The 21,105-nt window shown below is 66.0% G+C and carries 15 protein-coding genes and 1 riboswitch; of the genes, 8 read left to right on the forward strand and 7 right to left on the reverse strand.

Annotated features, from left to right (window positions below; translation table 11 throughout):
* Positions 1 to 63: 63 nt before the first annotated feature.
* On the reverse strand, positions 64 to 915 hold the full coding sequence (locus QOL57_RS07330) for a pirin family protein (protein ID WP_089236430.1): 852 nt from the start codon (positions 913 to 915) through the stop codon (positions 64 to 66).
* 269 nt (positions 916 to 1,184) lie between these two features.
* Here QOL57_RS07330 and QOL57_RS07335 point away from each other — a divergent pair, with 269 nt between their 5' ends.
* Complete coding sequence (locus QOL57_RS07335; RefSeq protein ID WP_089236432.1) at positions 1,185 to 3,266, forward strand: carbon starvation CstA family protein; 2,082 nt, start codon at positions 1,185 to 1,187, stop codon at positions 3,264 to 3,266.
* On the forward strand, positions 3,266 to 3,490 hold the full coding sequence (locus QOL57_RS07340) for a CstA-like transporter-associated (seleno)protein (protein ID WP_089236433.1): 225 nt from the start codon (positions 3,266 to 3,268) through the stop codon (positions 3,488 to 3,490). Before QOL57_RS07335 ends, QOL57_RS07340 begins: the two co-directional genes overlap by 1 nt.
* Before the next feature lie 606 nt (positions 3,491 to 4,096).
* On the opposite strand, the gene QOL57_RS07345 is transcribed toward QOL57_RS07340, so the two are convergent.
* On the reverse strand, positions 4,097 to 5,353 hold the full coding sequence (locus QOL57_RS07345) for a DUF819 family protein (RefSeq protein ID WP_089236435.1): 1,257 nt from the start codon (positions 5,351 to 5,353) through the stop codon (positions 4,097 to 4,099).
* 156 nt (positions 5,354 to 5,509) lie between these two features.
* Here QOL57_RS07345 and QOL57_RS07350 point away from each other — a divergent pair, with 156 nt between their 5' ends.
* Entirely contained in the window at positions 5,510 to 5,899 is a 390-nt protein-coding gene (locus tag QOL57_RS07350; protein WP_089236436.1) for a VOC family protein, read from the forward strand.
* Positions 5,900 to 5,986: 87 nt separating this feature from the next.
* Here QOL57_RS07350 and QOL57_RS07355 read toward each other — a convergent pair whose 3' ends face one another.
* Complete coding sequence (locus QOL57_RS07355) at positions 5,987 to 7,267, reverse strand: HAMP domain-containing sensor histidine kinase (protein ID WP_089236437.1); 1,281 nt, start codon at positions 7,265 to 7,267, stop codon at positions 5,987 to 5,989.
* The gene (locus tag QOL57_RS07360; protein WP_089236438.1) at positions 7,257 to 7,967 is read right to left on the reverse strand and encodes a response regulator transcription factor; all 711 of its coding nucleotides are present in this window, start codon (positions 7,965 to 7,967) and stop codon (positions 7,257 to 7,259) included. Before QOL57_RS07360 ends, QOL57_RS07355 begins: the two co-directional genes overlap by 11 nt.
* Before the next feature lie 132 nt (positions 7,968 to 8,099).
* Between QOL57_RS07360 and QOL57_RS07365 the strand changes: the two genes are divergently transcribed.
* The 4 genes from QOL57_RS07365 to QOL57_RS07380 all read left to right on the forward strand — a co-directional run bounded on the left by QOL57_RS07365 (position 8,100) and on the right by QOL57_RS07380 (position 14,874).
* On the forward strand, positions 8,100 to 9,803 hold the full coding sequence (locus QOL57_RS07365) for a glycosyltransferase family 39 protein (RefSeq protein WP_089236439.1): 1,704 nt from the start codon (positions 8,100 to 8,102) through the stop codon (positions 9,801 to 9,803).
* Between the two features lie 112 nt (positions 9,804 to 9,915).
* Complete coding sequence (locus tag QOL57_RS07370) at positions 9,916 to 10,668, forward strand: phosphatase PAP2 family protein (RefSeq protein WP_089236440.1); 753 nt, start codon at positions 9,916 to 9,918, stop codon at positions 10,666 to 10,668.
* Positions 10,665 to 12,314: a phosphoethanolamine--lipid A transferase gene (locus QOL57_RS07375; protein ID WP_089236441.1), complete on the forward strand. Its 1,650-nt coding sequence runs from the start codon at positions 10,665 to 10,667 to the stop codon at positions 12,312 to 12,314. The genes QOL57_RS07370 and QOL57_RS07375 overlap by 4 nt, the downstream gene beginning before the upstream one ends.
* 589 nt (positions 12,315 to 12,903) lie before the next feature.
* Positions 12,904 to 14,874, forward strand: a complete 1,971-nt coding sequence (locus QOL57_RS07380; RefSeq protein ID WP_089236442.1) for a M2 family metallopeptidase — start codon at positions 12,904 to 12,906, stop codon at positions 14,872 to 14,874.
* A 128-nt stretch (positions 14,875 to 15,002) separates the two neighbouring features.
* On the opposite strand, the gene QOL57_RS07385 is transcribed toward QOL57_RS07380, so the two are convergent.
* The 3 genes from QOL57_RS07385 to QOL57_RS07395 form a co-directional block, all read right to left on the reverse strand.
* A complete protein-coding gene (locus tag QOL57_RS07385; RefSeq protein ID WP_089236443.1) occupies positions 15,003 to 15,395 on the reverse strand; it encodes a hypothetical protein in 393 nt (130 codons plus the stop codon).
* Positions 15,396 to 15,472: 77 nt separating this feature from the next.
* The gene (locus tag QOL57_RS07390) at positions 15,473 to 16,369 is read right to left on the reverse strand and encodes a siderophore-interacting protein (RefSeq protein WP_089236444.1); all 897 of its coding nucleotides are present in this window, start codon (positions 16,367 to 16,369) and stop codon (positions 15,473 to 15,475) included.
* A gap of 141 nt (positions 16,370 to 16,510) precedes the next feature.
* A complete protein-coding gene (locus QOL57_RS07395) occupies positions 16,511 to 17,737 on the reverse strand; it encodes a multidrug effflux MFS transporter (RefSeq protein WP_089236445.1) in 1,227 nt (408 codons plus the stop codon).
* A gap of 299 nt (positions 17,738 to 18,036) precedes the next feature.
* Positions 18,037 to 18,139: riboswitch (glycine riboswitch) on the forward strand.
* Between the two features lie 61 nt (positions 18,140 to 18,200).
* Here QOL57_RS07395 and gcvP point away from each other — a divergent pair.
* Positions 18,201 to 21,068, forward strand: a complete 2,868-nt coding sequence (gene gcvP, locus QOL57_RS07400; RefSeq protein ID WP_089236446.1) for an aminomethyl-transferring glycine dehydrogenase — start codon at positions 18,201 to 18,203, stop codon at positions 21,066 to 21,068.
* The last annotated feature ends 37 nt before the right edge of the window (positions 21,069 to 21,105 follow it).

Genomic DNA, 21,105 nt, shown 5'->3' on the forward strand with positions numbered 1-21,105 from the left:
TTGCAGCGTCCCCGCAGGATCCGGCACGCCGGGCAACTGCCGGGCATGGCCCGGCGCTACCCCTCAGAACCTGCCTTCCTGGAAATCGACGAAGGCCTGCATCAGTTCTTCGCGGGTGTTCATCACGAACGGGCCGTGGCGCATCACCGGCTCGCGCAGCGGACGACCCGCCACCAGGATCAACCGCGCACCGTCGCTACCTGCCGAAAGATGCAGCTGCTCGCCGCCGCCCAGCACCGCCAGCTCCTGCCGTGCCACGTCGCGCGCAGCATCCTGCTCGCCCACCGTCAGCCCGCCTTCGAACACATAGACGAACGCGTTGTGGCCTTCCGGCAGCGCATAGGTCCAGGCACGGTCGGCAGCCAGTTCGATATCCAGGTACAGCGGATCGGTGGCTGGCTGCGCGATCGGGCCCGCCGTGCCATCGACCGTACCGGCGATCACCTTGACCTGCACGCCTTCGGCCGGTCGCACCACCGGGATCTTTTCGGGAGCGAATTCCTGGTACTTCGGCGCGGACATCTTGTCGCGCGCCGGCAGGTTCACCCACAACTGGAAGCCGCGCATCTGCCCGCTTTCCTGTTCGGGCATCTCCGAATGCACCAGGCCACGGCCGGCGGTCATCCACTGCACGCTGCCCGGGGTCAGCAGGCCTTCGTTGCCGTGATTGTCGCGATGCCGCATGCGGCCATCGAGCATGTAGGTGACGGTCTCGAAACCGCGATGCGGATGCTCGGGGAAACCGGCGATGTAGTCCTCGGCGCGATCGGTGCCGAATTCATCGAGCAGCAGGAACGGATCGAGGTCGGGCAGCGACGGACCGCCGATGACCCGGGTCAGGCGAACACCGGCACCGTCGGAGGTGGGCATGCCACGGATGGTGCGCAGGACGCGGACCGGCTCGGGAAGGCTCATGGTGACTCCTGTTGGATGGATGCCAGTAAAAATGGACGCTGCGGCGCGCAACGCCAATGGATGCCGTCGCAACCGATTGTTCCATCCCTGGTGTTCGCCGCATGTCATGTCCGCACGCCGGCACCGCCTGCGTTGTGGGCAGCGAGGGAACATCGCCCCCTGCCACCCCCATGTACGACCAAAGTACTACCGCTGAATGGTCCCGTGCACATTGACCCTGCCAAGGGCACGCGGGACTCTTTGCCTGTCTTTCCGGGAGAGAGCACCTCATGAAAGGTTTTTCCAAAATAGGCTGGGCGGCCCTCGCCCTGCTCGGCGCGTTCTGCCTGGGTACGGTGGCGCTTCGACGCGGTGAGCACATCAATGCGTTGTGGATCGTGGTGGCGGCGGTATCGCTGTACCTGGTCGCCTACCGCTTCTACAGCCTGTTCATCGCCGACAAGGTGATGCAGATCGATCCGACCCGGGCCACGCCGGCGGTGATCAACAACGATGGCCTGGACTACGTACCGACCAACAAGCACGTACTGTTCGGCCACCACTTCGCCGCCATTGCCGGTGCCGGTCCGCTGGTCGGCCCGGTGCTGGCCGCGCAGATGGGCTACCTGCCCGGCCTGCTGTGGCTGGTGGTCGGCGTGGTGCTGGCCGGCGCGGTGCAGGACTTCATGGTCCTGTTCCTGTCCAGCCGCCGCAACGGCCGCTCACTGGGTGACCTGGTGCGCGAGGAGATGGGCCAGGTGCCCGGCACCATCGCGTTGTTCGGTGCTTTCCTGATCATGATCATCATCCTGGCCGTGCTGGCGATGGTGGTGGTCAAGGCGCTGGCGGAAAGCCCGTGGGGCATGTTCACGGTGATCGCCACGATGCCCATCGCGATCCTGATGGGCGTCTACATGCGCTACATCCGGCCAGGCAAGATCGGTGAGATCTCGGTGGTGGGCCTGGTGCTGCTGCTGGCCGCAATCTGGTTCGGCGGCAAGGTGGCGGCAGACCCGACCTGGGGCCCGGCCTTCACCTTCACCGGCACCCAGATCACCTGGATGCTGATCGGCTACGGTTTCGTCGCCTCGGTGCTGCCGGTGTGGCTGCTGCTGGCACCCCGCGATTACCTGTCGACCTTCCTGAAGATCGGCACGATCATCGCGCTGGCCATCGGCATCCTGGTGGTAATGCCGGAACTGAAGATGCCGGCGTTGACCCAGTTCGCTGCCAGCGGCGACGGCCCGGTGTGGAAGGGCGGCATGTTCCCGTTCCTGTTCATCACCATCGCCTGCGGCGCGGTGTCGGGCTTCCATGCACTGATTTCTTCGGGTACCACACCGAAGCTGTTGGCCAATGAAGCGCACATGCGCTACATCGGCTACGGCGGCATGTTGATGGAATCGTTCGTGGCCGTGATGGCACTGGTGGCCGCTTCGATCATCGATCCGGGCATCTACTTCGCGATGAACAGCCCGGCTGCGGTGATCGGTGCCGATGCAGCGTCGGCCGCGCACTACATCACCAATACCTGGGGCTTCACCATCACCCCCGAACAGCTGACGGCCACGGCCGCAGCCATCGGTGAACCGACCATCCTGCACCGTGCCGGTGGTGCGCCCACCCTGGCGGTGGGCATCGCGCAGATCCTGCATGAGGCGATCCCCAGCAGCAGCGACGCGATGATGGCGTTCTGGTACCACTTCGCCATTCTGTTCGAAGCACTGTTCATCCTCACCGCTGTGGATGCGGGCACCCGTGCCGGTCGCTTCATGCTGCAGGACCTGCTCGGCAACTTCATTCCTGCACTGAAGAAGACCGAGTCGTGGACCGCCAACATCATCGGTACGGCCGGCTGCGTGGCGCTGTGGGGCTACCTGCTGTACACCGGCGTGGTCGATCCGTTCGGCGGCATCCAGACGTTGTGGCCGCTGTTCGGCATCTCCAACCAGATGCTGGCGGGCATCGCGTTGATGCTGGGTACGGTGGTGCTGTTCAAGATGAAGCGTGACCGCTACGCGTGGGTCACTGCGGTGCCTGCGGTGTGGCTGCTGATCTGCACCACCTACGCCGGCTTCATCAAGATCTTCGACAGCAATCCGGCGCAGGGCTTCCTGGCTCAGGCACACAAGTTCCAGGACGCGTTGGCCAGCGGCACCATCACCGCACCGGCGAAGTCGGTCGCACAGATGCAGCAGATCGTGGTCAATGCCTACGTAAACACCGGCTTGACCGCGCTGTTCCTGCTGGTGGTGGCATCGGTGCTGGTGTATTCGATCAAGACGATCGTGGCGGCGCGCCGCAATCCGCAGCGCAGCGACCGCGAGACCCCGTACGTGGCCCTCAAGCCGCATGAAATGGTGGACCTGTAATGAGTACGCAACTGGTTCCGGTAGGGCAGTACCAGGCGCATCGCCGCCTATGGCGACGTCTGGTGCAGACGGCACGGCTGTGCTGCGGCATTCCCGACTACGACAACTATGTGCGGCATGTGCGGGAGAAGCATCCGGACCGCGAGCCGATGGACTACAAGACGTTCTTCCGCGAGCGGCAGGAAGCGCGGTATGGCGGGCGCAACGGCGGTCGCTGCTGTTGAAATTCGAGGTGGGTGCCGGGCTTGTAGCCCGGCGCCCGCAGAAGCGACGGCAACCACAACTGCAACTGCAACGGCCGAAGCGTCGGCTCTGGGTTTCTGTTTGGTTGGCGGGGCGGTGTCGGATTGCGGGACGCCGCAAGTACGTCCCTGTAGGCTTGGCAGCCGCATCCATGCGGCTGACACCCCGCAATCCGACACCGCCCCACCTTCGACAGATTTCCGGTGGCCAGTAGATCCACGCCATGCGTGGATGAATGTCCATCGAAATCGAATATTTCGATAATTGATCGAATGATCGAAGAGCATCCACGCACGGCGTGGATCTACCGTGTCGACCAAGGTCGACACCCACCAAGAGCAGGCCATCCCATTCCGGCAGATTGCGGAGATCTGTCGGAGGCGGGGTGGGTCCGGTTGCGGGGGTGTCCGCGGCATGGATGCCGCGGCCAAGCCCTCAGGGATGGGTTTACGGCGTCCCCCGCAATCGAACCCACCTCGCCATCCCACGGATAGCCCGCTGTTGCTGTTGCTTCGGCTGTTGCCGTTGAGGTTGCCGGCCAGCGGCCGGCACTACCGCGGGTGCCGGGCGCCGCCCGGCTGGACTACTCAGCCGTTGGCCATCCACTTCAGGATCAGCCCGGTCACGTATGCCAGTCCGGTACCGGTGGCATAACCGACCGTGCCGAGCAGCACGCCTACCGGCGCCAGCGTCGGATGGAACGCCGCCGCCACCACCGGTGCCGACGCTGCCGCACCGATGTTGCCCTGCGAACCAATCGCGAAGAAGAACATTGGCGCGCGCACCAGCTTGGCGACGATCCACAGCACCAGCACGTGGGTGGCCATCCAGATCGCACCGAGCAGGAACAACCACGGACGATCCAGCAGCGAGAGCAGGTTCATCTGCATGCCGATGCAGGCGATCAGGAAGTACAGGAACACGGTACCCAGGCGCGAAGCACCGGCCGCTTCCAGCCGTCGTGCACGGGTGAAACTGAGGGTCAGGCCCATCGCGGTGGACAGCAGGATCACCCAGACGAACTGGCTGTCGAGGCTGAACTGGCTGGCCCAGCTGACATTGGCCTTGAACCAGCCGGACAACGGTGCGGCGATGGCATGGGCCAGGCCGACGCCGCCCAGTGCCACACCGACGATCACCATCAGGTCGGTCATGCTGGGGATGCGTGCGTTCTGCGCATCGTAGGCGCTGATGCGCGCCTTCATCTCATCGATGGCGCGGGTGTCGGCACCGTTGCGGGCATCGATCTGCTGCGCGCGGTTGGCCATGAACAGCAGGATCGCCATCCACAGGCTGGCGCAGGCCACGTCGACCACGGCGAACTGGCCGAAGGTGGTGGCATCGGTGCCGAACACTTCGCGCATGGCGACCATGTTGGCGCCACCGCCGATCCAGCTGCCGGCCAATGCGGCCATCCCGGCCCAGGTGTCACCGGCGACGGTTTCCGGGTGGATCAGCTTCATCACCTGGAAGGAGACGATGGCGCCGAGCATGATGCCGGCGGTGCCGGCGCAGAACACCAGCAGCAGCTTCGGGCCGAGCTTGGCGATGCCTTTCAGGTCGATCGACAGGGTCAGCAGGACCAGTGCCGCCGGCAGCAGCACGTCACGTGCGACCGGGTTGTACAGCGAGGTGTTGTGGCCATCGATGACACCGGCGGTGTTGTAGATGGCGGGGATGAAATAGCACAGCAGCAGTGCGGGTACCCAGGCGAAGATCTTCTTCAGCAAGGGCGTTGGGCCACTGGCAGCCCAGAAAATCAGGGCGAGAGTAGCGGCGATCAGGCCAAGGCCAACGATGTCGTTGCTGATCAGGGCAGTAGCAGTAGCGGGTTCGGTCGGCATGGGATCCTCTGTCGATCGAAAGAGCGGAAAAGAAAAGCGCCGCATAAGCGGCGCGGGTCGAAATTAACATAGTCTTCACGCAGGGTCATGCTGCGCTGCTTGCGGCAGCGCGCAGGCCTGTCGAGAATCGCAGCCTTCCCTTCTGGAGCCTGCCCCATGCAACTCGGCGCTTTTTCAATCAGCCTAGCGGTGAAGGACCTGGCCACCTCGCGTGCGTTCTATGAGGCGCTCGGGTTCTCGGTAACCGGTGGTGATGCGGCGCAGAACTGGCTGGTACTGCGCAACAACGGCATCGTGGTCGGCCTGTTCCAGGGCATGTTCGAGGGCAACCTGCTGACCTTCAATCCCGGCTGGGACCAGCACAAGCAGGAACTGTCATCCTTCCAGGACGTCCGCGAGATACAGGCCGAACTGGATGCCAAGGGCATTGAACTGGCGCTCCGCACCGATCCTGATGGCCAGGGTACGGGCTACCTGCAGCTGGCTGATCCCGACGGCAACGTGATCCTGATCGACCAGCATGTGGCGCGGCCGACGGCGCGGTGACGCGGTCAGCGTGCCAACCAAGGTTGGCACCTACCAGAACGCACGCGGCCATTGCCTGGTAGGCGCCGACCTCGGTCGACGGACAGGTCAGCCTGGCCGCGATGTACCAAAGTCGAGCGAGGCCAGGGTGCCGCGCGGCTCACAGGGCTGCAGCTGCAGGGTCCAGCCCAGGTGTTCGCACAGCCGCGCGATCAGCTCCAGGCCGATGCCGCCGCGGTCGCCCCGCTCACCGCGTGCCATCCGCGCATGGATCGCAGCGATCTCTTCCGGACTCATGCCATGGCCGGGGTCCTGCAGGGTCAACACCGCTGCCGAGGTCAGGCGCAGCTCGATATGGCCGCGCCCGCTGTTCTCGATGGCATTGCGCAGCAGGTTGCCGATCGCTGCCTGCACCACGGCCAGTGGTGCGACGATGTCCACCGGCGCAGCCTGGATGCCGATGCTCAGGTCCTTGTCGCCCAGCAGATGGCGATGGTCGTCGACGATCTCCGGCAGCAGCTGGTCCAGGGCGATGCGCTCGGCACGGGTGGCCAGGCGTGCGGGATCACGCGCCAACACCAGCAACAACTCGATCAGCTGTTCGACACCCTGCGCCGTCCGCAGCACACGCTGCATCTGCTGGCGTGCGCGCTCAGGCAGGCCCGGCTGCTCCAGGGCCAGCTCGGCGGCACCGGTCATCACCGCGATCGGCGTGCGCAGTTCATGGCTCGTGGTGCTGATGAACACCCGCTCACGCTCGACGAACTGCTCGTTGCGATCAAGGTAATCGTTCAGCGCATCGGCAATGGTATGCAGCTCGGAACTACCGCGCGGATCGACGTGGATGCGCTGGCCCTGCACGCCAGGCCGCAGTGCACCGATGTGCTGGGCCAGCAGGCTCAGCGGGCGCACCATGCGCTCCATGCCGAACGAGGCCATCAACACGGTGACGAAGATCATGATGATGCCGGCGAGCATCACCCAGCGTGTTGCGAACTGTTCCAGGTCATGGAAATCGGAGATGTCCAGGGCCAGCGCAACCCGTCCCATCGAACCAGTATCGCGCACCATCACCGCCGTCTCGCGCTCGCCGATCATCACCCCGTCATGCAACCCCGGATGCAGGGTGCGCAGGCTGGCGGGCATGTTGGCTTCGTTGAAGCGGAACAGGCTGAGCGTGTCCGAGTCCTGCCAGCGATAGTGCGGCTCGTGCTCGGTGTGATCGACAATGCTGTCCAGTTCGGAATTGAGCAGCGCGCGCCATGCGGCATGCTCGGCGTGTTCGTGCACGTAGTTGCCCACGCTGAACACCGCCAGCGAGATCAGCGCCAGGTAGCCCAGCAGCCACCACACCACCCGCCGGTACAGCGGCCCGGGTTTACGCGCCATCGTCATCGTTCCGTGCGTCGGCGCCTGCAGTAGACGCCAGCCGGTAACCGACCCGAGGCAGGGTGTGGATCAACTTGTCGGCAAACGGACCGTCCACGCTGCGGCGCAGCTCGTACACATGCGAGCGCAGCAGGTCGCCATCCGGCGGCTCATCACCCCACAGGGCGAATTCCAGCTGCTGCCGGGTCACCGCACCCGGGCTGGCCCGCATCAGCACTTCCAGCAGCTTGCGGCAGGCCGGGTACAGGTGCAGCACCTGGCCGGCACGCTGCGCCTCCAGGGTCGCCAGGTCCAGCACCAGGTCGCCCACCTGCAGGCGCTTGCGCGGATTGCGGCCCTGCGCGCGCAGCAGCAGCGCCTCCAGGCGCACTTCCAGTTCCGGCAAGGCGAATGGCTTGGTCAGGTAGTCATCCGCGCCGGCACGGAAGCCCGCGATCTTGTCCGGCAGTTCGTCGCGCGCGGTCAGCATGATCACCGGCACTTCCGAGACGTGCTCGGAGCGCAGCCGGCGCAGCACCTCCGGGCCCTCCATGCGCGGCAGCATCCAGTCCAGGATCACCGCGTCGTACGGGTGGCTGCCGGCCAGGTGCAGGCCGGTGATGCCATCCGGGGCAACGTCCAGCACATGCCCGCGCGACTCGAAGTAGTCGAACAGGTTGGCCACCAGCTGGCGGTTGTCCTCGATCACCAACAGGCGCATGCACGAAACATCCACGGGAAGTGCCACCATGGTAGCGCCGCGGATGTCGGAATGCGGTCGCCATGGCGGCGGCTCCGACGGCTTTCCCACGTGCCCCTCATCAGAATGGCCGTTTTGCTGCCGGAGCCCCCCGTGCCCGTTGCCCTGCCCCGCCGCTGGCACCTTCCCCTGCTGTGGCTGCTGATCGTGATGGCGCTGGCTGCCGGTCTTGGCATGCGCCAGCCGCAGCCACCGGACGAGCCACGGTTCGTACTGGCCGCGCGGGCCATGGTGGAGAGCGGCGAGTGGCTGCTGCCGCACCGGGGCAGTGAGCTGTACGCCGAAAAGCCGCCGGTGTTCATGTGGCTGCAGGCCGCTGCCCACCAGGTGGTCGGCAGCTGGCAGTGGTCGTTCCTGCTGCCGTCGCTGCTGGCCGCGCTGCTCAGCCTGTGGCTGGTTTCGGACCTGGCGCGCCGGCTGTGGTCGCCACGCCATTCGCTGTATGCACTTGGTGCACTGTTCTGCACCCTGCAGTTCGGCCTGATGGCCAAGCGCGCGCAGATCGACATGGTGCTGGTGGGCATGACCACGCTGGCCCTGTGGGGCCTGCTGCGCCACCTCTGCGAGCGCCGCAACCTGCCGGCGCTGTGGCTGGCCGGCTTCGCCGCTGGCGTGGGCACGGTGACCAAGGGTGTGGGTTTCCTGCCGCTGCTGATGGTGCTGCCCTGGTTCGGCTGGTGGCTGTACCAACGCCGTCGCGGCCAGGTGGTGGACGGCCCCCACCCCGCCAGCCTGCTGTGGCTGGTTCCGGCGTTCCTGCTGGGCACGGCGGTATGGCTGGCGCCGCTGGGCTGGGCGCTGCTGCATGAACCCAGTGCATCGCTGCAATCGTACGCACACGAACTACTGTTCAAGCAGACTGGCACCCGCTATGCCAACGCCTGGCATCATCGCCAGCCGGTCTGGTATTACCTGCAGGTGATCGCCACCCTGTGGCTGCCCGGCGCCCTGCTGCTGCCGCTGATGATCAAGCCGTGGTGGCGTCGCCTGCGTCGCGGTGACCAGCGCCAGTGGCTGCTGCTAGGCTGGGCCGCGCTGGTCCTGCTGTTCTTCACTGCCAGCCCCGGCAAGCGTGAGGTGTATGTGCTGCCGATGTTGCCGGCGATGGCACTTGCAGTTGCACCGTTGCTGCCCGGCCTGCTGCGTCGCCTGTGCGTGCGCCGCTACCTGTTCGGCTACAGCCTGCTGCTGATGCTGGTCACCGGCGTCCTAGGCGTGATGATGCTGACCGACAGCCCCTGGGCACAGGCGCAGTTGGCACGGCGGGCGATGCCCGACACGTTGCTGCCCGTATTCGGCGATGGCCTGCTGACCTTCGCCATCGCCGTGGCGACGCTGGCGGTGTGGCTGCGGGTTCGGCGCGCGGCCATGCTCGTACTGCTCACCCACGGCCTGCTGTGGATGCTGTACGGACTGGTGCTGATACCGGCGCTGGACCCCTACGCCTCGGCCTCGGCGGTGATGCGCCGGGTAGGCACGCGGATCGGCCCCGATGCGGAACTTGCGCTGGTGGCCTGGCGCGAACAGAACCTGCTGCAGGCCGACCGGCCGGTGCGCGAGTTCGGCTTCAAGCGACCGTGGGCGGAGCAGTGGCACGACGCTGGCCCATGGTTGGCCGAGGCCCCGGACAAGCGCTGGTTGCTGGTGCTGGACAAGGCGATGAGTCCCTGTGTCGATCCGGCCCAGGTCATCGAGATCGGTGTTGCAAACCGCAATCGTTGGCAGTTGCTTCCGGGTACTGCGTGGGACCCGGCGTGCCACGCCGAACGCGCCGGCGCCAACGACGATGAAGACTGAACGACGATTCGCGCCGGGTGCGTATTAACCCGGCGCAAACGCATGTACGACCCTTCTCCGACATGCCAGTGACGAGCATGGCCGCGGATTCCCGTAACGGCCCCTTCCCTGCATGCCCGCTCGTCCTCTTGCCCCGGCAGTCTCCTTCGCGCCATCGCTGTTGGCGTCGCGTTTTGCCGTTACCCATCTTTGGCTGCCCTCAGTAATCGGCATTGCGGTGTTCACCCTGCTGATGGGCTTCGGTGGCGACCAGTGGCTGGCCGACCATCTGTTCCGCCTGGAGGGCGGTCAATGGGCACTGCAGAACAGCTGGCTGACCCGCTCGGTTGTGCACAAGGGCGGCAAATGGTTGAGCACCGCTGCGGCCTTGGTGGTGATGCTGCTGTGCTTCCACCACTGGCGTCGTGGTCGTGATCGCACGCTGCGCTGGGCGCTGCTGTATGTCGTGATTGCCATGGCTCTGGGTACCGGGGTGATTTCCCTGCTGAAGTCGCTGGTGCCGATGGACTGCCCGTGGGATCTGCTGCGCTATGGCGGACACGAACCGTTCGTCGGCCTTTTCAGCAACCGCCCGACCGGCATGGCCGCCCGCGCCTGTTTCCCCGCCGGCCACGCAAGCGCGGGATACGCGTGGCTGTGTCTGTATTTTTTCGCTCTGCTGTGGCGACCGTCGTGGCGCCGGGCCGGGCTGTGGATCGGCCTCGGCAGTGGCCTGGTGTTCGGCATCGGCCAGCAGCTTCGTGGCGCCCATTTCCTTTCGCATGACGTTGCTACCGCGTTGATATGTTGGCTGCTGTCGCTGGGCCTGTACCTGATGGTCCGCCGCCAGTTGGACCGCTCGACCCGCCAGGAGGCAATTGCATGAACGCATCGGTCCAACGTTCCTTCCGGTTGCCGACACTGGCCAGCATCCGCGCATGGCGGCCACAGCTGTCCACCGAAGCGCTGATCATTCTCACCAGCCTGTTCTTCGCTGTGGCCGGCAATGGCCTGTTCTGGCACAGCGCCATGGCCAGCCATCCGGGCAGCCTGCGCTATGCGCTTTCGCTGCTGTTGCTGCTGCTGGGTGCACACGGCGTGCTGCTGGGCATCCTGGTGTGGCGCTGGAATGCCAAGGTGGTGATCAGCGTACTGCTGCTGGTCACCGCGTTCGCCGCGCACTACATGAGCCGTTACCACATCTATCTGGATGCGGACATGCTGCGCAACGTACTGGCCACCGACCCGAAGGAAAGCCGCGAACTGATGACGGTATCGCTGCTGTGGCCGGTACTGCTGCTGGCCGCGCTGCCGATGGTGGTGCTGTGGCGCGTTGAACTGCGCCGCCGCAGTTGGGGCCGCAGCCTGCTGTGGCGCATCGGCTTCCTGCTTGTGGCTGCGGCCACTGCGCTCGGTGGCGCGCTGGTGTCCTTCCAGGATGTGTCGGCCCTGATGCGCAACCAGCGCGAAGTGCGCTACCTGGCAACGCCCGCCAATGTGCTGCTGGGGCTGCCGCGTGCGCTGCGCGGCGACAACCCGGTACAACGCGCGCCGAAGCTGCCGATCGGCACCGATGCCAAGGCGACCCCGCGCGCACCGACCAGCAAGCCACGCCTGCTGGTGATCGTGATGGGCGAAACGGTGCGCGCGCAGAACTGGGGCTTGAATGGCGGCCGCAACACCACGCCGGAGCTGGCCCAGGCGGCGGTGGTCAATTTCCCGGACATGCACTCCTGCGGCACCAGCACCGAGGTGTCGCTGCCGTGCCTGTTCTCGCCATGGGGGCGCCACGAGTACGACGAAAAGAAGATCCGCGCGCACCAATCGCTGCTGCATGTACTGAACCGCGCGGGCATCGCACCGCTGTGGCGCGACAACCAGTCCGGCTGCAAGGGCGTATGCGAGGGCCTGGACTTCCAGTCGCTGTCGGATGCAACCACGCCGGGGCTGTGTGCCGATGGCCGTTGCATGGACGAGATCCTGCTGCAGGACCTGGCCACCCAGGTGCGTGCGCGCCCGGGTGACCGGGTGGTGGTGATGCACCAGCTGGGCAACCATGGCCCGGCCTATTTCGAACGCTACCCGCCTGCCTTCCGCCGCTTCACCCCGACCTGCGATACCCGCGACATCGGCCGCTGCACGCGCGAAGAGATCACCAACAGCTACGACAACGCCGTGCTGTACACCGACCACTTCCTGAGCAAGACCATCGGCACGCTGCAGGGCCTGCAGGACTACGACACGGCGATGATCTACCTGTCCGACCACGGTGAGTCGCTGGGCGAAAAGGGCCTGTACCTGCACGGCGTGCCGTACGCGATCGCACCGGCCGAGCAGACCCGGGTGCCGATGACGATGTGGTTCTCACCGGGCTTTGCCAGCAGCCGTGGGCTGGATCTGCAGTGCGTGCGCAAGCGCTCGGCCAGCTACACCGACCACGACAACCTGTTCCCGTCGGTGCTGGGGCTGATGCAGGTGAAGACCGCTCTGTACGAGCGTGATCGCGACCTGTTCGCCGGCTGCGAGAGTTAGGGTTTATCGGCAGGGCTTGCAGCCCTGCACCTGCTGCAAGCAACAGCAACAGCAACGGCCGAAGCAACAGCAGAAGCTGGTTTCCTGAGGGTAGGCGGGGTGGGTCCGGTGGCGGGAGACGCCGTAAACCCGTCCATGGGGGCTTGGCCGCGGCATCCATGCCGCGGACACTCCCGCCACCGGACCCATCCCGCCTTCGACAGATTTCCGCGATCTGTCAGGCCATCTCTCGGGGTCGGATCCGTTTTCCTCCGGAAAACGGATCCGACCCCATTTTAATTTTCGATATCTGACAGATGTGTCGACCAAGGTCGACACCCACCAACAGCCGCGGAGATCTGTCAGAGGTGGGGCGGTGTCGGAGTGCGGGGTGTCAGCCGCATGGATGCGGCTGCCAAGCCCCCATGGATGGGTTTACGGCGTCCCCGCAGTCCGACACCGCCCCGCCATCCCACGGAATGCGGCTTTGGCTTTGGCTTTTGATCTGGCCTCTGCGGGTGCAGGGCGCAGCCCTGCCGACCTTTGCCACTTGCGGTGGCAAGCCCTGCCCACTAGCCTTCGGCGGTCGTTCACCACCCAAGGATCGCCCGTGAAACACCGTCATCTCCTGCTGGCCTCGGCAATCGCCGCCGCTACGCTGGCCCTGGCCGCCTGCAAGAAGGAAGCTGCCCCAGGCACCGATACCGCCAGCAGCAGCGCGCCGGCCGGCGAAACCGCTGACCAGTTCGTGGCCCGCATCAATGCCGAATTCAAGGCGGCCTACCCGGAGATGACCTCGGCCCAGTGGCTGTCCTCCACCTACATCAACGGTGATTCAGAGCGCATCGCGGCCAAGGCCAACGAGCGTTCGCTGACCCAGCTCAACAGCTGGATCGAGCAGGCCGGCAAGTTCGACGGCAAGCCGATGAGTGAGGACAGCAAGCGCGCGATCCACCTGCTGAAGCTGATGTCGTCGATGCCGGCACCGCGCGACCCGGCCAAGCTGGCCGAACTGACCCAGATCGCCACCCGCATGGAAGGCAGCTACGGCGCAGGCAAGTACTGCACCGACGCCAACGATCCGAACTCGTGCCGCCAGCTGGGCGAGCTGGAACAGGTGCTGGCGCGCAGCCGCGATTACGACCAGCAGCTCGATGCCTGGCAGGGCTGGCACAGCACCACCAAGAGCATGCGCGGTGATTACCAGAAGTTCGTCGGCCTGGTGAACGAAGGTGCCAAGGGCATGGGCTTCACCGATGCCGGGCAGATGTGGCGCAGTGGCTATGACATGCCGCCGGAGCAGATCGGCCCGGAAACCGATCGCCTGTGGGAACAGGTCAAGCCGATGTACGAGCAGCTGCACTGCTATGCGCGCGGCAAGCTGGACAAGACCTATGGCAAGGACAAGGCCGAGGTGGGCAACGGCCTGATCGCCGCGCACCTGATGGGCAACATGTGGCAGCAGGACTGGTCCAACCTGTGGGACCAGCTGGAACCGTACCCGGGCGCCGGCAGCCTGGACATCACCGCGGCGCTGGAAAAGCAGTACCAGACCAACCTGAGCGCGGCGCTGGCCAAGGCCGGCAAGGATGCGAACGTGGCCGCGCAGTACAAGGCGCAGCGCGAAGCCGAACTGCGCACCGCCAAGCAGATGACCGAGCGTGCGCAGGACTTTTACGTGTCGCTGGGCATGCCGTCGCTGCCGCAGTCGTACTGGGACAAGACTCAGTTCATCAAGCCCGATGACCGCGACGTGGTCTGCCACGCCAGTGCCTGGGACATGAACATGGAAGGCGACGTGCGCACCAAGATGTGCATCAAGCCCAACGAAGAGAACTTCACCACCATCTACCACGAGCTGGGCCACATCTATTACGACCTGGCCTACAACCCGCTGCCGCCGCTGTTCCAGGGCGGTGCCAACGATGGCTTCCATGAAGCGATCGGCGACACCATCGTGCTGGCGATGACGCCGAAGTACCTCAGTTCGATCGGGCTGGTCGACGCGCCGACCGAGAGCCGCGAAGCGGTCATCAACAACCAGATGCGCATGGCACTGTCGGGCGTGTCGTTCCTGCCGTTCGGGCTGATGATCGACCGCTGGCGCTGGGGCGTGTTCGATGGTTCGATCACCGCGGACAACTACAACAAGGCCTGGTGGGACCTGAAAGCCAAGTACCAGGGCGTGGCACCGGCCAGCACCCGTGGCGAGGAATTCTTCGACCCGGGTGCCAAGTACCACGTGCCGGGCAACACCCCGTACACCCGCTACTTCCTGGCGCGCATCCTGCAGTTCCAGTTCTACAAGGGCCTGTGCGATGCCTCCGGCTTCAAGGGCCCGCTGCACGAGTGCACCTTCTACGGCAACAAGGAAGCCGGCCAGAAGTACTGGGCGATGCTGAGCAAGGGCGCCAGCCAGCCGTGGCAGGCCACGCTGAAGGAGCTGACCGGCTCGGACAAGCTCGATGCCGGCCCGATGATCGAGTACTTCAGCCCGGTCAACGCCTGGTTGAAGCAGCAGAACGAAGGCCAGATGTGCGGTTGGCAGGCCAACGCGGCACCGGCAGCGGCGGCGAAATGAAAGAAGGGGCGGGTCCGCGAGGATCCGCCCCTTTCCTGGTGTTGTAGAGCCGAGCCATGCTCGGCTGCTTTTCCACCGTGCTGCGCACGGTAAGCCGAGCATGGCTCGGCTCTACAGATTCGGCGCGATCAGTTGCTCTTCTTCGCCGCCAGCTGTGCGGCCAGGGCGGCCTTGAATTCCTCGAAGGTCTGACCCTTCTCGTTGGCTTCGGCCTGCGCCGCATCGCGCAGCGCATCCGAATAGATCAAGCGCACCGGCGTGCCCTGTCGTTCGTGCAGTTCACCGGCCTGCATGATCAGCGCCAGCACCTGCGCCGCACTTTCGCTCTGGCCGGCAATGCGGCCATCCATGCCCAGCACCCATTCGCCATCGCGACGGACGACGCCGGCCAGCAGCGTGCGCTGCGTGTCGCGCAGTTCGGCGTGCGGCTCGACGGGCGAGGCGGTGGCGGCGGCCTTGTTGGCAGCCTGCTGTTCCTGGCGACGGCGCTGGTCGCGGCGGGATTTGGAAGAGGTCGACATCGGTGGGGCTTGCATTGCGGGGGCGCAAGGATAACCCACGCCCCCTGCATGCTGGTTCACACCGGTACGGCGTCGGCTCAGTCCAGCACCCGCCCCTGCCGCCAGTAGCCCATGAAGGTGATCGCGCGGCGATCCAGGCCGCAGTCCTTCACCAGATACCGGCGGATCGCCATCACCGCGCCGGCCTCGCCCGCCACCCAGGCATACATCGCGCCGTCTGCGCTGGCATCAGCCTGCTCCCACAGGATCTGCGCGTCGACGTCGATGTCGTCCAGTTCGGCGCCCTCGGCCACGGCCGGGGCTGCCGCCAGCCGCGCCTGCACGGCCTGCAGCAACCGCTGCCCATGGGCCTGTTGCCCGCGTGGCAACCACACCAGTTCGGCCGTGGCCGGTGCCTTCAATGGCACCGCATCCCCCGCCTGGGCGATCTCCAGCAGGGCCAGCGTGCGCGGCGGATCGGCCAGCCCGGCCAGTTCCTCGAGGATGCCGGCCACCGCCGGCAATGCGGTCTCATCGGCCACCAGCAACACCTGGCCGACCCCGGCTGGCGGCTTCCATTCCCAGCCTTCGCTGCTGTCCGCGCAGTCAGCGTCGGGGGCCAGCAGCACCACGCGGTCGCCCGGCCGTGCGTGCGTGGCCCAGCGCGAGGCCGGTCCGGTCTCGCCATGCAGCACGAAGTCGACGTCGACCTCGCAGTCGCCGGCGCGCAGTTGGCGGACGGTAAAGGTGCGCATCGGCGGCCGCGCGTCATCGGGCAGTGCGCGGTAACGGGCGTACCAGTCTTCGCCGCTGGGCACGTCCGGCGCGTCCTGGCCGGGCAAGGGGAAGAACACCTTGATGCGTTGGTCCGGGCCTTCGGTCTTCATGCGCGCCACGTCGGCGCCGGTGAACACCATGCGGTCCAGGGAAGGAGAAAGAACGCGGCGCTCCTTCAGCGCCACCTCGAACAGGCGGTAGGTCTGCTGCGCAGCCATGCGGGTACCTCATACGACGACATCGGAATGGCTGGCTGTCGTGCATCCACGAACCGGCTCGCTGGAAACCCCAGCCTAATCCCTGCTCCCGGCACCGCAACGGGCCCGCGCGTGATGGCGCACCCTACCCCTGCGCGACGCTCAAAGCGCCGTGCCGGCTGCCTCTGCTGCGCGCTCGCGCTGGTGCTCCCAGTACCAGAACACGAAGCCGGCCGCGAAGAAGGCCGCCTGCCCCAGTGCCAGATGCAGCGGGCTGTCGTGCAGCAGTGGCGATACCACGCCGGCCACCACGGTGCTGATCATCAACTGCACGAAAGCCTGCAGCGATGAGGCCAGGCCGCGCTGCTGCGGATACATGTCCAGCACCGCCAGCGCCAGGATCGGGAAGATCAGCGCCATGCCCATGCCGCCGAGGAAGATCGGCATCACCGCCCACGGCAGCGCGAACTGCGGCGCCAGGCTGACATAGCCGATGTTCAACACGGCAGAGACCGCACACAAGGTAAAGCCGAGGGCAACCTGCCGCGTCGGTGTGCTGTGCCCGGCCATGCGCCCGGACAGGAACGAACCGGTGGTCATGCCGCCGATGGTGGGAATGAACAGCCAGGCAAAGCCGCCTTCACCCAGATGCAGGTGCTGCATCACGATGGCCGGTGCCGAGGAGATGTACAGGAAGATACCGCCGAAGCCGATGCTGCCGGCAAGCGCCAGGCGCAGGAAACGCGGGTTGAAGCCGATGCGCACGTAGTCGCGCATCAACGTGCGTGGCGACAGTGCGACCCGTGCCTCCGCCGGATGGGTTTCCGGCAGGAAGCGCGCGGTGGCCGCCAGCAGCACCAGCGCGAATACCACCAGGAACCAGAAGATCAGCGGCCAGCCGGCACCACTGAGCAGGATCCAGCCGCCGATGATCGGCGCGATGGCAGGAGCGATGCCGAACAGCATCGACACCTGGCTCATCAGCCGTTGCGCGTCGTGGCCGTGGTACAGGTCGCGGATCACCGCGCGGCCGACGATCATGCCGACACCGGCAGACAGGCCCTGCAGCGCGCGGAACGCCAGCAGCGTGGTCAGGTCGGTGGACAACGCGCAGCCCACCGAGGCGCCGACGAAGATCAACAGGCCGCCGAGGATCACCCGCTTGCGCCCCCACGCATCGGACAGCGGGCCGTGGGCCAGGCTCATCAGGCCGTAGAACAGCAGGTAGACGCTGATGGTCTGCTGCACGGCCACCTCGTCCACCGCCAGGCGCTGGGCCAGCTGCGGAAACGCAGGAAAGATGGTGTCGATCGAGAACGGACCGAACATGGCCAGGCCAGCGAGCAACAGGGCCATGCGGCGGGTGGAAGGAGCAACAGCGGCGGTCATCGGGCAAGCGTCCGGCAGGGCCATGCGTGACACGCACGGCGGGCGCCGATCCCCTGCAGCAGGGACGGCGCCAGATGAATACGAGAATCCGACCATCATAGGTGGGGAATGCGTGCGACGCCATGCACGGGTGCACAGAACGCACGCCCGGGCCATCGGCCATTCAGGCCTGTGAGGCCGCTCCGGGCCACCGTCGGACGCCGGCAAGAGGCTATAATCGGCGGGCAACACGGTGGGAGAAGCAGTTCACCGCTGCCGAAGGCGCAACGCCCGTAATCGCTCAGGCCCGATACCACCCGTAACAGAACTCTGGAGAGACCGGTTCGATCCGGCGCCGAAGGGGCACGAAGCTGCGGTTTTCCGCGCTTTTAAACTCTCAGGCAAAAGGACAGAGGGGCGCCCGCAGACCGCCGACCGGCGGCTTGTGCCCGTGCGTGTGCCCTTTCCTGACGGATCCTTCGCCATGTCCCAGAACACCCCTTCCCTGCGTGAGCTCGAGCACCATTCGGCGTTCGTCGAGCGCCACATCGGCCCCAACGATGCCGAGATCGCGCAGATGCTCGGCGTCATCGGCCACGCATCGCTGGATGCGATGACCGATGCCATCGTCCCGGCCAAGATCAAGTCGCCGGCACCGCTGGCGCTGCCGGAGTCGATCACCGAAGTGCAGGCGCTGGCGAAGATCCGCGCGATCGCCGACAAGAACACCGTGCTGCGCAGCTTCATCGGCCAGGGCTATTACGGTACCCACACGCCGAACGTGATCCTGCGCAACATCCTGGAAAACCCGGCCTGGTACACCGCCTACACCCCGTACCAGGCGGAAATCTCGCAGGGCCGCATGGAAGCGCTGATCAACTTCCAGACCCTGTGCGCCGACCTGACCGGCATGGAAATCGCCAACGCCTCGCTGCTGGACGAAGCCACTGCCGCCGCTGAAGCGATGACCCTGGCCAAGCGCTCGGCCAAGTCGAAGTCGGACACCTTCTTCGTGCACGATGCCGTGCACCCGCAGACGTTGGAACTGCTGCGTACCCGCGCCGAGCCCATGGGCATCGTGCTGCGCGTGGGCACCCCGGCCGAAGCGCTGGAAGCGGAAGTCTTCGGCCTGCTGCTGCAGTACCCGGACACCTTCGGCCAGGTCGGCGACTACAAGGCGCTGGTCGATGCCGTGCACGCGCGCGGCGGCCTGGTGGCCGTGGCCACCGACCTGCTGGCACTGACCCTGCTGGCCGCCCCGGGCGAATGGGGTGCGGACATCGTGGTCGGCAACAGCCAGCGTTTCGGCGTGCCGTTCGGCTTCGGTGGCCCGCATGCGGCATTCATGGCCTGCCGTGACGCGTACAAGCGTTCGATGCCGGGCCGCCTGATCGGTGTCTCGATCGACGCACAGGGCAACCCGGCCTACCGCCTGACCCTGCAGACCCGCGAGCAGCACATCCGCCGCGAGAAGGCCACCTCCAACATCTGTACTGCACAGGTGCTGCTGGCGGTGATGGCCTCGATGTACGCCGTCTACCACGGTCCGGAAGGCCTGACCCGCATCGCCCGCCGCACCCATCGCCTGGCCGCTATCCTGGCCAGCGCGCTGCGTACCGCCGGTGTACAGGTCGGTGCCGACTTCTTCGACACCCTGCACGTCACCGGTATCGATGCCGACGCGATCCATGCCAAGGCCCGTGCTGCCGGCTACAACCTGCGTGCGATCGACAGCAGCTCGGTGGGCATCAGCCTTGACGAGACCACCACCCGCGCCGACATCGTCGCCGTGGGCGCGCTGTTCGGTGCCAACGTTGATGTGGACGCGCTGGATGCCAGCACCGCCGACGCGCTGCCGGCCGGCCTGCTGCGCCAGTCCGCGTTCCTGACTCACCCGGTGTTCAATACCCACCACAGCGAGCACGAACTGCTGCGCTACCTGCGTTCGCTGGCCGACAAGGACCTGGCGATGGACCGCACGATGATCCCGCTGGGCTCGTGCACCATGAAGCTCAACGCCACCGCCGAAATGATCCCGGTGACCTGGCCGGAGTTCTCGCAGATCCACCCGCTGGTGCCCGCCGAGCAGGCGCTGGGCTACAAGGAACTGATCGATTCGCTGGAAGCGATGCTGGTCGAGTGCACCGGCTACGACGCGGTCAGCCTGCAGCCGAACTCCGGTGCGCAGGGCGAGTACGCCGGCCTGCTGGCGATCCGTGCCTACCACCGCTCGCGCGGCGAAGATCACCGTGACATCTGCCTGATCCCGGATTCGGCGCACGGCACCAACCCGGCTTCGGCACAGATGTGCGGCATGAAGGTCGTGGTCACCAAGACCGATGCCAACGGCAACGTCGATGTCGAGGACATCCGCCTCAACGCCGAGAAGTACAGCGACCGCCTGGCCGCGATCATGATGACCTACCCGTCCACGCACGGCGTGTTCGAGGAAGAGGTGGTGGAGATCTGCGAGATCATCCACAAGCACGGCGGCCAGGTGTACACCGACGGTGCCAACATGAACGCCCTGGTCGGCGTGGCCAAGCCGGGCAAGTGGGGTTCGGACGTTTCGCACCTGAACCTGCACAAGACCTTCTGCATCCCGCACGGCGGCGGCGGCCCGGGCGTTGGCCCGTGTGCGGTCAAGTCGCACCTTGCCCCGTTCCTGCCGGGCAAGCTGGGTGACAACGGTCCGGTCGGCATGGTCAGCGCCGCCAGTTTCGGCAGCGCCTCGATCCTGCCGATCAGCTGGATGTACATCGCGATGATGGGCACCGAGGGCCTGCGAAAGGCCACCCAGGTCGCCCAGCTCAACGCCAACTACATCGCCAAGCGCCTGGCCCCGCACTTCAAGACCCTGTACACCGGCCGCAACGGCCTGGTCGCGCACGAGTGCATCCTGGACGTGCGCCCGCTGGAGAAGACCAGCGGCATCGGCGCCGAGGACGTGGCCAAGCGCCTGATCGACTTCGGCTTCCACGCCCCGACCCTGAGCTTCCCGGTGGCCGGCACGCTGATGGTCGAGCCGACCGAAAGCGAATCGCTGCACGAGCTGGACCGCTTCATCGACGCGATGATCCAGATCCGCGAGGAGATCACCGCGATCGAAGACGGACGCCTGGACCGCGAAGACAACCCGCTGAAGAACGCGCCGCACACCGCCACCGCGGTGACCGCCAGCGAATGGACCCACGCCTACCCGCGTGAACTGGCTGCGTTCCCGCTGCCGAGCCTGAAGCTGCAGAAGTACTGGCCGCCGGTGGCGCGCGTGGACAACGTGTACGGCGACAAGAACGTGATGTGTGCCTGCATCCCGGTCGATGCCTACAAGGACGATGAAGTCGAGGCGTAAGCCTTCGCGATATCGGTAAAAGAACGGCCCGCGCATG

Origin of the sequence: Stenotrophomonas sp. yr243, assembly GCF_900184195.1 — a bacterium.
GTDB lineage: Bacteria > Pseudomonadota > Gammaproteobacteria > Xanthomonadales > Xanthomonadaceae > Stenotrophomonas > Stenotrophomonas lactitubi.

Excerpts from the sequence above, each read along its gene's own strand:
- QOL57_RS07330 (WP_089236430.1), bottom strand. The coding sequence starts at position 915 with ATGAGCCTTCCCGAGCCGGTCCGCGTCCTGCGCACCATCCGTGGCATG.
- QOL57_RS07335 (WP_089236432.1), top strand. The coding sequence starts at position 1,185 with ATGAAAGGTTTTTCCAAAATAGGCTGGGCGGCCCTCGCCCTGCTCGGC.
- QOL57_RS07340 (WP_089236433.1), top strand. The coding sequence starts at position 3,266 with ATGAGTACGCAACTGGTTCCGGTAGGGCAGTACCAGGCGCATCGCCGC.
- QOL57_RS07345 (WP_089236435.1), bottom strand. The coding sequence starts at position 5,353 with ATGCCGACCGAACCCGCTACTGCTACTGCCCTGATCAGCAACGACATC.
- QOL57_RS07350 (WP_089236436.1), top strand. The coding sequence starts at position 5,510 with ATGCAACTCGGCGCTTTTTCAATCAGCCTAGCGGTGAAGGACCTGGCC.
- QOL57_RS07355 (WP_089236437.1), bottom strand. The coding sequence starts at position 7,267 with ATGGCGCGTAAACCCGGGCCGCTGTACCGGCGGGTGGTGTGGTGGCTG.
- QOL57_RS07360 (WP_089236438.1), bottom strand. The coding sequence starts at position 7,967 with ATGCGCCTGTTGGTGATCGAGGACAACCGCCAGCTGGTGGCCAACCTG.
- QOL57_RS07370 (WP_089236440.1), top strand. The coding sequence starts at position 9,916 with ATGCCCGCTCGTCCTCTTGCCCCGGCAGTCTCCTTCGCGCCATCGCTG.
- QOL57_RS07375 (WP_089236441.1), top strand. The coding sequence starts at position 10,665 with ATGAACGCATCGGTCCAACGTTCCTTCCGGTTGCCGACACTGGCCAGC.
- QOL57_RS07385 (WP_089236443.1), bottom strand. The coding sequence starts at position 15,395 with ATGTCGACCTCTTCCAAATCCCGCCGCGACCAGCGCCGTCGCCAGGAA.
- QOL57_RS07390 (WP_089236444.1), bottom strand. The coding sequence starts at position 16,369 with ATGGCTGCGCAGCAGACCTACCGCCTGTTCGAGGTGGCGCTGAAGGAG.
- QOL57_RS07395 (WP_089236445.1), bottom strand. The coding sequence starts at position 17,737 with ATGACCGCCGCTGTTGCTCCTTCCACCCGCCGCATGGCCCTGTTGCTC.
- gcvP (WP_089236446.1), top strand. The coding sequence starts at position 18,201 with ATGTCCCAGAACACCCCTTCCCTGCGTGAGCTCGAGCACCATTCGGCG.